Source organism: Rickettsiales endosymbiont of Stachyamoeba lipophora (assembly GCF_003932735.1).
Taxonomy (GTDB): domain Bacteria; phylum Pseudomonadota; class Alphaproteobacteria; order Rickettsiales; family 33-17; genus RICK01.
On the sequence record NZ_CP033611.1, the window covers coordinates 501,654 to 512,040 of the forward strand.

Genomic DNA, 10,387 nt, shown 5'->3' on the forward strand with positions numbered 1-10,387 from the left:
TAAAATTCAACCTAAACAATATTTCACTCTAATCAATGGGGATGCTATTTATAAATTCAGAAAATTTTAGCAAAAGGTAGATTGAGCAAATTAGATATGGCACGCAAGACAATACTAAACAGGCTGAGGATCTCTAAAAAATTGCCCCTTAAAGTAAATTAAGGGGTCTGAGCTTTCATTTTTGGCAGTTTTTAAATTTATCACTTCACCGACTATGATAAAATGGTCGCCAGCTTCATAGGTTGCATATTTTTGACATTCCATAAAAGTCAAATGAGGTACTATAATTGGAGCACCTGTTACACCCAATATATATCTAATATTTTCAAATTTATTAGCTTTAGGAGAAGCAAAATGCTTAGCTATTAAATATTGACTGGAATCTAGAATACTTACCGCAAATGAGTCTTGCTTTATAAAACCTTCTAATGTTGTAGATTTTTTATCAACACAGAACAAAACCAAGCGTGGATTCAATGATACTGAGGTAAACGAATTAATAGTAATACCTACATATTCATCACCAGCAATTTTAGTGGTTGCTACTGCTATACCAGTAGAAAAATGTCCTAAACATTCTTTAAATTCATCATCACTAAATTGCATTATTAACCTAATACCCCTTAATTTTTATTTAAAAAATAACATAATTTAGTCTTTTTTGCAAATATTATGATTGTATTAAAAAATTTATAATTTAATATTTTCTTATTTAATGATAAACTAATATTCTTAGAAAATTTTTTTGAATATTTTTCATAACTAAATGAGAACAAACTAATAATAACAACATTAAAAATAACTCATAGCATTGAAACAAAATGGCGGATGAATCAAAACCCTCAATAATAATTAAAAAAGTAAAAAAAGTTAGCGGCGGCCATCATGGCGGAGCCTGGAAAGTTGCTTACGCAGACTTTGTTACTGCTATGATGGCTTTTTTCTTATTATTATGGTTACTCAGTTCAGTTCCCACCGAAAAATTAATAGGCATTGCTGATTACTTTACACCCACCGTAGGCATTAGAGACGGCAAAGGTATTGGATTTGACGGCGGCAAAAGCCCTCAATACGATGGAAGCAATGCAGGCAATCCTAAAAGCAATCAGTCTATTGTCTTTGGAGCTCCTAGCCAAGGAAATATAATAACCGCCCCTGAAAGCTCTCAACCTAATAACAATCTAGACTTCTTCTCTTTAGCTCAAAGCATTAAAGACGGTATTAAAAAAGACAGTGAACTTGCTCAATTTAGTGATCATATAATTATTGATGAAACCAAAGAAGGTTTAAGAATTCAGGTAGTGGATAAAAAAGGTAGGCCAATCTTTAAACCAGGCACAACTCAACTTGAACCTTATAGTAAAATTATATTTAGCAAGCTAAGTAATATTATTAAATACATGCCTAATTACCTTGCAGTATACGGCCATACCAACGGCACTACCAGCCCCACTTTTGATCATTGGACCATATCATCACAAAGAGCTATTGTGGCTCGTTTATTTATGGAAACATCCGGCGTTGACGATGAACAATTTAATCGCGTAGCAGGTAAAGCTAATCGTGATTTATTAATAATAGATAACCCCAATGCTCCAGAAAATATTAGAATTAGCATCATTATGTTAAGAAACTAACTATCAACAACAGCTAGCAATCTTTATATTATATTAACTATTACCTGTGAGCTTTTTTAAATTTTAATGCAAATACAGGAATAGTTATTAAATACAAGATTCCAACCAATGGCAATACTACCCATGGCTCAATAATAATAAAACTAAGCAGCATCCCGCAAGCTAACATTACAATCCACACTGTAGATGGATTAATTTTTACTTTTTTTAAAGAAAGAGTCGGGATTCTACTAGCTAGCAACAAACCAATAATTGCCACATAACCTATTAATGCATTGTAATCAAATAAATTATGAAATTCCAATTCAAAACTTATCATTATTGGCAATAATATTAGAAAGGCTCCCGCAGGAGCTGGCACTCCAATAAAATGCTCATTAAGCTTTGAATCATCATGTTCTTCTAGAGCAGTAACATTAAACCTCGCAAGCCTAATTGCCATACACATTACATAAAGTAATATTAATGCCCAAGAAAACGGCTTGAGCTGCTGATGTGCAGCAGCCCATAAATAAAATACTACTGGCGGGCACACCCCAAAATTCACCATATCACATAGCGAGTCAAGTTGAGCTCCAAAATTACTAGTAACACCCATAAATCTTGCAATTCTACCATCAAGCCCATCTAAACACATTGCAACCAATATACATAATATTGCCTGCTCCCATTTTCCGCTTAAAGCCAGTTTAATTGCAGTCAACCCAAATCCCAAGCTAGCAATAGTTAGAATGTTAGGAATTAACCTTGCAAACGATGGTTGAGCCTTAACTAACTCATCATTAATTTTAGAATCATTCATGAATGTAATATTTTATATAAATAATTTATGCTTTAGCTGTCGGAAGAATATCTGCAATTACTGTTTCACCGCCAATTACAGTTTGTCCTTCTTGGATTTTAACTTGAATATCCATAGGTAAATATACATCCGTTCTACTTCCAAAGCGGATAATACCAAACTTCTCACCTTTATTGACTTCCTGTTTATTTTCAAGATTACATACTATCCTTCTAGCAATGAGCCCAGCTATCTGCACAACTAATATATCTTTCTGCCCATATTCGGTTTTCATTCTAATAACTTGTCTCTCATTATCGACGCTTGCTTTATCTAATGCAGCATTAAGAAACTTACCAGGACGATAATGTAGCATTTCAACTACCCCCTTACATGGTATACAATTAACATGTACATTAAATACGTTAAGGAAAATGCTGATTCTTTGCATTTCAACTTGTGGCAATCCTGATTCTTCAGGAGGTATCACATTAGAAACCTTTTGCACCAATCCATCTGCAGGACTAACTAATATAGAATCACCATTAGTTATCACTCTTACAGGATCACGAAAGAAAAACACACACCAAATAGTTAAAACCAAACCTACTAAACCTAAAGTATTACTAAATAATGCAAGGACCACAGTCACTAAGGCAAATATAATAATAAATTGATATCCCTCTGGATGAATTGGCGGTATAAATTTTTTAATAGTATCTAACATTTTATTACTCTTTTGAATGCTTTAGGAAAAGTTCCTATTTAAATTAGGTGCAAAATTACTACCAATACGAATTTATTTCAACTTGAAATTTATATTTTTATAATTTTCTTTTATTACCATAAGCCTAGCAAAACAGCATATCTTATTATCTTTAATTAAAACTTGCGCTAAAGATTAAACTTTTCTATACTCAATTATTCCTTGTTAATTATTTAATTGCAATTATAACTGAGACATTACTGAGCAAGTCATTTGGAGTTTTTTCATTATGAAACTATGGCAAAAAGTTACCATTGGATTATTGCTTGGCATCTTATGCGGATTTTTTGCAAAAGAGCTTAATTCTAAGCAGTATCTAGAATATATAAAACCAATTGGTGATATTTTCATCAACATGATCAAAATGATTGTGATGCCTTTAATATATCTATCAATAGTTTCTGGCGTAACTAGCATTAGCGATTCACGCACTTTAGGTCGGATTGGCCTTAAATCAACTTTTGCATTTATGACTACCACAGCTTTTGCAATTTTAATTGGCTTAACTGTAAGCAGCATAATTCAACCTGGAGTGGGCATAACCTTGAACTTTGACCAAGATGTCGATCTTGAACTTAGCAAAAAATTTGATTTTGTTAAAATGATTGTGAGCATTGTTCCTTCTAATATTTTTGAAACCTTAGCAAATGGTGACGTTTTACAAATTGTATTTTTTGCAATATTTACTGGAATCACTCTTAATAAAATGGGCGAGCATGGCAAAAAAATTATAAGCGGTTGCCAAGTACTTGCACAAATGGTCTTTAAGATGATAGAAATGATCATGCAACTTTCTCCTTATGGCGCTTTTGCACTGACCTCATGGGTAGTGGGAACGCAAGGGGTTGATGTACTGAATAGCTTAATTAAGTTAGTCTTTACTGTAATTGTTGCCATGCTCCTTCAATATATTATTTTTGGTCTTTTAATTTATATTTTCGCCGGCCTATCTCCAATGCCTTTTTATCGCAAAAGCTTTGAGTATCAAGCCCTTGCATTTTCAACCAGCAGCAGTAAAGCCACCTTATCGACCACTATGAAAATATGTCGCGATAAATTGGGGATCTCGAAAACCAGTACTTCTTTCGTATTACCACTCGGTGCCTCTATAAACATGGATGGCATGGCAATCTATTTAGGCATATGCGCTGTATTTTTTGCACAAGCTACTGGTTATAACCTCACGTTACATGATTATTTCATTGTAATTATCACTTCTACTTTAGGATGTATAGGTGTTGCAGGAATTCCAGGCGGTTCCATGGTAATGTTACCAATGGTACTTTCTTCTATTGGTATGCCAATAGAAGGTGTAGCATTAATAGCCGGTATTGATAGGATTTTAGATATGCTAAGAACTACAATTAACATTACCGGCGATGCTACTATTACCTTGCTTGTTGATAAATCGGAAAATATGCTTAACACTGAAATTTATAATAGCACGAATTAGTTATAATTATGTTCTTAAAAGTGGTCTGGTTTATTTTATTCCTAACCTACTCATCTTTTCTAAATGCTGACTCGGACATCAATTTTAACATTGGAGCAGGACGTAAGATCGGCAACTATCACTTAATAGCTGAAGAAATATGCGCCTATTTTAATAGCAATAAACAGCAACGTTGTAATGTGGTTATCTCAAAAGGCAGCCATCACAACCTAGATATGTTGAGCAACAATAAAATTGACTTTGCCTTTTTACAATATGACCACTTAATTGATTATAATAAATACGCCAAGGCAAACCAAAAAATTACTCCTATTGTTAGATTATATAACGAAACTCTAACAATTATTACTACAGCTGATAGTTCAATCAATAATTTTTATGATCTTAAAGGCAAAACTGTTTCTACCAATGGCCCCAATGGCGGCTCTCGTACAGTTATTAATTACCTTGCCAGAAATTTAGGCCATGATTTTAAAATAAACTTTGCTGATCACATTGTTGATAATCACCTGATAAATAAATTATGTAATAAAAAAATTGATGCTTTGTCCTTAATGGTAAGCCATCCAAATATTTTAGTTAATGAAATTAACAATGAATGTCCTATAAAATTTGTTGAAATACCTAATAACTTAATTAACAACCTTTCCGACTTACAAGAGTTAGGATATTTTAAATTCGTTATTCCTGATAGTGTATATAAAGGTATTATATATCCTACTCTTACTATCGGCACTCATAACATGATTGTAGCGAACTCTAAAGAGTCCGATCCATTAGTTTATAATTTACTTCAAGTTACTTATGATATTTTATATTCTAATACTAACAAGTCCCTTATTCACAAGGTTGAGGGAACATTTAGAAAGCCTCCTGAGGAAATGCATCCTAGCGCAGAACGCTTCTTTCTAAAAATTGAAGAAAAAGTTCATTCTTTACCCAATCATAATTAACACTTCAGTAAATATTTACATCCTAAATCAGGATAAATTTGCAATAATGTTTATTAACAAACAAAAAGCAAAGCTCTTCTTAAAAACGCAATATAATTTTATTATTTGAACTATCTACAGAAAACACCAGATTGTAACAATACTTTAACCTGATTCAATCTGCAATACTTAATAAAAATCAGCTTTAAACTTAAGGTTGTTATGATTTTCATCTGAAAAAATGGTTTATTTTTAGGAATAATTAACCTATTTTAAAAAATCAATTAGTTTTTAAACGCCTAAGTAGCTTTTATATTAACAATAAGTGGCATTACAAGCTCAGGGGTTAATAACAAACATTATAGGAAATATATAAACCTTTTAATAATCCACCCTACAAAAATACAAGCCACATGCTGGAGCAGTAGCAGGAGCTTTATTCCTATCCTTCAACTCAAGAATATTTTTTATATCTTCCTTAGCTAAACTACCATCCCCAACCTTTTTTAAAGCACCAACAATATTTCTTACCATATGATGTAAAAATGATCTTGCACTTAGCTCAAAATAAATATGATTTTCTTGCTTATAAACTTTGATTTTATCCAGGGTAATAACAGGATTTTTAGCTTGGCAATGTGTTGCTCTAAAACTAGTAAAATCATGCTTACCGGCAAAAACATACGCAGCTTCTTCCATCAGATCAACATTTAAGCTGCTTGATACATGCCACACCAAGTTTTTCTCTAAAGATGGTTCTGCAAAACGATTTAATATTTTATATTTGTAATATCTTTTAATGGCTGAAAAACGAGCATGAAAATCTTCCCCTACTTCCTCTACTTGCAAAATTCTTATTGTATGGCGCGCTATTTTTAAATGAGCATTAATTGCTAAAGTTAGCTTAGCAGGATTCCAATGTTTATCTAACCTTACATGTGCAACTTGGCCAACCGCATGCACTCCAGCATCGGTTCTACCCGCCCCAAAAATAACAGGAGTTGCTAAATTAATTTTACTGATCGCTTCTTCAATACTTTGCTGGATTGAAGGCTTGATAGAATTTTGCCTTTGCCAGCCGCAATAGTTGGTACCGTTATATTCAATTGTAAGTTTATATATAGGCATTAAAATAAATTATTATAAATTCATTATATGATGCATCAACTGATCATAAAGCTGCTTAGTGATTGGGTGCCTACTAAAATTATAGCGTTCAATACTATTTACCGGCGAAATCTCACTTGCACTAGAAGTTAAAAAAACGTCTTGAGTATGTTGAAACTCTTCAGGCAAAATATATCTTTCAATTACCTCAATATTATTTTGCTTAGCAATATCAATCACACTTTGCCTAGTTATGCCATCCAAAAAGCAATCGGGGATAGGGGTATGCAACTTATCGTCTTGTACTAAAAAAATATTAGCGCTAGTAGTTTCAGCAATATATCCTCTGTAATCCAGCATTAAGGCATCATCAAAACCCTGGGCTACTGCATTATCTTTATCGACTGTACCCACCACATAATTTGCACTACACTTGCTTAAATGAGGTATACAGTCACTTGGAGCTCTCTTCCATTTAGCATAACATAATTTTAAGCCGTCATTTAGATCCTTCCCCTCTTGATATTGAGAATATTTTGCTGGCGTTTCCCACGCTGCAATAGCAATAGAAATTTGATTATGAGGAGCTGAAATTAGCAACTTTCCTTTACCACGCCAAACTACAGGTCTAATGTAACCAAAATTAATTTGCTGCCTATCCACCAAGTCGTTTACAATTTCAATTAGTTCATCCAATTGAAATTTAAGAGTCAAATTTAAAATATCGGCAGACTTAAGCAGTCTTGCCATATGCTCTTTTAGTTTAAAAGGTTTCCCTTTATAAACCCTTATTCCTTCAAATACGCAGCTTGCATAATGAAGACCGTGAGTCATAATATGAATATTTGCTTCATCCCAAGGCACGAAAATTCCATCATGCCACATCACTCCTGCACCAAATTGATTCACTGTATTACTCCGTCAATAATGTGATAAATTATTTTTCTATCTTATGTTGTTCCGTGCTGTTTTTCAGCTTAGCAGCACCTTGAATTTTATCAACAAAACTTTGTGGAGATTGAGACATTTGAGGCTCGACTGACTTATTAATGGTTGCTAAATCTTGCATTTTTTTATTTACGCTCCCCATCAATCCAGGTTGATAAGTTTTAATCTTGCTAGCAAATAAAAACGATAATAATGCATTATTTTTAAATCCATTACGCAATTTTTGTATAAATTGATAATATAGATATGATAAATTAAATTTAGAATAACCTTTTTTCAGTTTTAGATTTTTAATAATTTCCTGAATATTTTCATTATCAAAATAAGCTTGGTCCACATTCATTGCTTCTACCAGCTGCTCAGGATAAAAAATTGCGCTATCAAAATTTGTTTGCGCAACATTGGCCTGATTAAACATTGCTTCATTTAAAATTGAATAACTAAAGTTAACTTGAGTTAAATTAGCCTCCTTAAAATTAGCTCCTGTTAAATCAGCCCTAGTAAAGTTAGCATTTGATAAATTTAGTTTACTAAAATTATAAGGCAGCTTTAAAGTCATACCAATTGCAGGGTTATTAACGGTCCTTAAAGCTAAATTAGCATTAGACATATTAACTTGAATAAGCTTAAACATTTCATCTAAAGCTCTGTGAACAATAGTTTTAGCTGAAATTTCATCAAAATTACTACGACTGAAATTGCAATATCTTAATAAAAATTGTGAAAAATCAAATCCTGTTAGATCTTGACCAACTATATTAAAAAAAGACAGATCTATTTTATTAGTTTCTATATCAATTAAGCTAGGCGCCACTTCCTGTAACTCACCAGAATTATAAAGTTTTAATAACAAGTTTAGCACTTCACGGGTAATATTAGCTTTACCTCTTTCATCACTAGAAAGGGTAGCCAGCTTCTTTGCAAGCTTATATTCTTTTCTTTCTCTATCCTGACTATCGATCATTGGTGGCATCTTTATTATATATTTAGGTTATAAACAAAAGTGTTATTTAACCGATATTTTACTTTATTTTATCATAAAATTATTAATATAGCTAGTCCTTGCATATAGATAAATTTTTGGTAAATTAATTAAAATTATGAAAATTAAATGAAATGAAAAAATTTTTAGCCACTTTTACTTTAATAATAGCTCTTTCTAGTTGCGGTATTAAAGGAAATTTATACATACCTGAAAATCAACTAATAGAATCATCTTAAATCTTAATTTATAGTTGATTTAATAATAATTTTGAGTACCTTTAGTTTATACACAACCTGAGGTTTAAGCATGAAGCAACACAAAAAACATAATCATCAAAAAATTATTCAGTCATCACTTACTTCCGATGAAATTTTACCAGCAAATGAAACAACTCACAACACAGTAGCCTATCACCATGAAGCTATAGAAAATCCAGCAAATGATTGCGGTACAACGATTGCTACTGCAGAAAAGAGTGTTGATTCCATTGATCATATTCAGCTTGATCAATTAACTAACCAAACAGCTAATATTACTCATTACTATAACAGCTTACTAAGAAGCTCAACTCAATTACTTGACCAATTTTATCATCAATATAGCAACTCTGTTGAAGAATTTATGCAAGCGACAACTTATACTGAATTTATGTCTATTACACATAATTTACTGAAAGTAAATTTAGAGTGTAGCATTAATTTCACTGACAGATTGATTAACTTGCACTTGAAACAAATTGCAAAGTAATAAGTAATATAGTAATCATCCGTTAATGCCTACTAAATCACTTTACAACTAGCTATAAAACTTGTTAATATATAAACACAATCCTCCACTAGTTGCTTTGTTTGGTAATTATGAAATTTCTGGTAATAATTTTTTCTTTATTGGTTATTCACAAAGCTTATAGCTTTGATAAAAATATCGCCAACAAATCTTCCCTATTAGTAGTAGAGCAACAAACCGGTAGGATTTTGTTTGAAAAAAATGCAGATCAATATAGATACCCTGCTTCCATTACTAAAATGATGAGCAGCTACTTAGCATTTCAAGCTTTAAAAGAAAATCGTATTAATCTCAATCAAGATGTTACAGTATCTCAACATGCAAGCAGCATGAAACCTACCAAGCTTGGTCTTAAGCCTGGAACTAAAATTAAAATTAAAGATGCTTTAACTGCTTCAATAGTCAAATCTGCAAATGATGCAACTGTAGTGCTAGCAGAAGCTATAGCAGGAAGCGAAGCAGCGTTTGTCAAACAAATGAACCAAACAGCCAAGCTAATTGGCATGGATAAAACTGTTTATCAGAATGCTTCAGGGTTACCTAATGCCCATCAACTGTCCTCAGCCTATGATATTGCCAAACTAGCTATTGCCATTCAACGTGATTTCCCAACTTTATATCACAAATTTTATAGTATTAAAAAATTTGATTTCAAAGGTAAAACTTACGTTACTCATAATGGCGTACATCGTAAGTTTAATCAACCAGGTAAAACTGGGTACACTTTTGCTTCAGGATTTAATTTAGTTACCACAGCCAAACAAGATGGTAGAAAAATAATAGCCGTAGTTTTAGGAGAAGAATCAGCCCCTAAAAGGGATCATAAAATGGCAGTATTACTTAATAAGTTTTTAGACCGCCCTTTAGTAGAACTAGCTTCAACCAATACTAAGCCTATAAAAGGTACTAAGATAATTAAAAATCATAAAAATTCTTTTAATCCTCAGAAGAAGCAACCAAAAACTAAGAAAGCTGCTAAAAATTATATATAA

12 protein-coding genes are annotated in these 10,387 nt (G+C 32.3%); 6 read left to right on the plus strand and 6 right to left on the minus strand.

All coding sequences use genetic code 11. The features are described from left to right. Window positions 1-114: 114 nt before the first annotated feature. Complete coding sequence (locus EF513_RS02190) at window positions 115-606, minus strand: flavin reductase family protein (RefSeq protein WP_125215782.1); 492 nt, start codon at window positions 604-606, stop codon at window positions 115-117. Between the two features lie 215 nt (window positions 607-821). Between EF513_RS02190 and EF513_RS02195 the strand changes: the two genes are divergently transcribed. Beyond that, the gene (locus EF513_RS02195; protein WP_125215783.1) at window positions 822-1,637 is read left to right on the plus strand and encodes a flagellar motor protein MotB; all 816 of its coding nucleotides are present in this window, start codon (window positions 822-824) and stop codon (window positions 1,635-1,637) included. 40 nt (window positions 1,638-1,677) lie between these two features. Here the strand turns inward: EF513_RS02195 and pssA are convergent, their stop codons facing one another. Further along, a complete protein-coding gene (gene pssA, locus EF513_RS02200) occupies window positions 1,678-2,439 on the minus strand; it encodes a CDP-diacylglycerol--serine O-phosphatidyltransferase (RefSeq protein ID WP_125215784.1) in 762 nt (253 codons plus the stop codon). A 25-nt stretch (window positions 2,440-2,464) separates the two neighbouring features. Continuing rightward, a complete protein-coding gene (locus tag EF513_RS02205) occupies window positions 2,465-3,145 on the minus strand; it encodes a phosphatidylserine decarboxylase (RefSeq protein ID WP_125215785.1) in 681 nt (226 codons plus the stop codon). Window positions 3,146-3,413: 268 nt separating this feature from the next. Here EF513_RS02205 and EF513_RS02210 point away from each other — a divergent pair, with 268 nt between their 5' ends. Together EF513_RS02210 and EF513_RS02215 are read left to right on the plus strand one after the other, a co-directional pair. Then, window positions 3,414-4,637 carry a dicarboxylate/amino acid:cation symporter gene (locus tag EF513_RS02210; protein ID WP_125215786.1) on the plus strand — a complete coding sequence of 408 codons (1,224 nt, stop codon included), beginning with the start codon at window positions 3,414-3,416 and terminating at the stop codon, window positions 4,635-4,637. A gap of 8 nt (window positions 4,638-4,645) precedes the next feature. Next, window positions 4,646-5,590, plus strand: coding sequence for a TAXI family TRAP transporter solute-binding subunit (locus EF513_RS02215; RefSeq protein WP_125215787.1), 945 nt, complete (start codon window positions 4,646-4,648; stop codon window positions 5,588-5,590). A gap of 360 nt (window positions 5,591-5,950) precedes the next feature. On the opposite strand, the gene truA is transcribed toward EF513_RS02215, so the two are convergent. From truA to EF513_RS02230, 3 genes are read right to left on the minus strand one after another with little or no spacing between them, the layout of a single operon-like run. Next, complete coding sequence (gene truA / locus EF513_RS02220) at window positions 5,951-6,697, minus strand: tRNA pseudouridine(38-40) synthase TruA (RefSeq protein ID WP_125215788.1); 747 nt, start codon at window positions 6,695-6,697, stop codon at window positions 5,951-5,953. A gap of 12 nt (window positions 6,698-6,709) precedes the next feature. Then, on the minus strand, window positions 6,710-7,585 hold the full coding sequence (locus EF513_RS02225; RefSeq protein WP_125215789.1) for an aminotransferase class IV: 876 nt from the start codon (window positions 7,583-7,585) through the stop codon (window positions 6,710-6,712). A gap of 28 nt (window positions 7,586-7,613) precedes the next feature. After that, entirely contained in the window at window positions 7,614-8,588 is a 975-nt protein-coding gene (locus tag EF513_RS02230; RefSeq protein ID WP_164503796.1) for a pentapeptide repeat-containing protein, read from the minus strand. A gap of 152 nt (window positions 8,589-8,740) precedes the next feature. Here EF513_RS02230 and lptM point away from each other — a divergent pair, with 152 nt between their 5' ends. The 3 genes from lptM to EF513_RS02240 all read left to right on the plus strand — a co-directional run bounded on the left by lptM (window position 8,741) and on the right by EF513_RS02240 (window position 10,387). Then, window positions 8,741-8,845 carry an LPS translocon maturation chaperone LptM gene (gene lptM / locus EF513_RS08135; RefSeq protein ID WP_410528577.1) on the plus strand — a complete coding sequence of 35 codons (105 nt, stop codon included), beginning with the start codon at window positions 8,741-8,743 and terminating at the stop codon, window positions 8,843-8,845. Between the two features lie 70 nt (window positions 8,846-8,915). After that, a complete protein-coding gene (locus EF513_RS02235) occupies window positions 8,916-9,356 on the plus strand; it encodes a hypothetical protein (RefSeq protein ID WP_125215791.1) in 441 nt (146 codons plus the stop codon). A 110-nt stretch (window positions 9,357-9,466) separates the two neighbouring features. Beyond that, window positions 9,467-10,387, plus strand: coding sequence for a D-alanyl-D-alanine carboxypeptidase family protein (locus EF513_RS02240; protein WP_125215792.1), 921 nt, complete (start codon window positions 9,467-9,469; stop codon window positions 10,385-10,387).